This window comes from Halorubrum sp. Atlit-28R (assembly GCF_003665955.1).
In the GTDB taxonomy this organism is placed as follows: domain Archaea; phylum Halobacteriota; class Halobacteria; order Halobacteriales; family Haloferacaceae; genus Halorubrum; species Halorubrum tropicale.
This window is the reverse complement of the sequence record NZ_QPLS01000234.1, coordinates 1-456: the sequence shown is the minus strand read 5'-3', so window position 1 is coordinate 456 and position 456 is coordinate 1. Positions and strand designations below refer to the sequence as shown.

Sequence of the window (456 nt, the reverse complement as noted above, 5' to 3'; positions counted from 1 at the left end):
AAAACTGTTCTGATACTTCAAGCCAAATTTTCTCCGCGCTGTACCTGTACTCTCTATCCGGCATACCAAGGCGTCATAGAAGAGTTGCCACGATATTTATTTCGTGAGTTTATAGCCGAATCAGGCGATAGAATATAATTGCGTATCGAACACCGACGGTTCTGCCATTTCAGAGAAATGTCTCGCCAGCCGTGCGAGATACAAAGCGCGAATAGATCTCCGGGGTTTTTCCTTCCAAGTTCATCACCGGTGACTATGGACTGGACAATTTTGCTCGCAATCGGATTATTTGCTTTCGCTTGGCTCACGATGATTTATCAAGCACAGAAAGATAGCTGGGATACGAGCCGGACGTTCGGGATGTTTGTTTTCCTTGTTGGTGCCACCTGTGGAGTGTTTCTTGACAATCTTCTTTCCGCTGAATCGTCACTCCTTCCGTGGATAGAACCAATTGCG

General features: G+C 46.3%; 1 protein-coding gene. It reads left to right on the top strand.

Annotated elements, in window-relative coordinates:
- Positions 1-255: 255 nt before the first annotated feature.
- On the top strand, positions 256-456 hold a 201-nt coding region (locus tag DVK06_RS19495), incomplete at its 3' end, for a hypothetical protein (protein ID WP_121601160.1).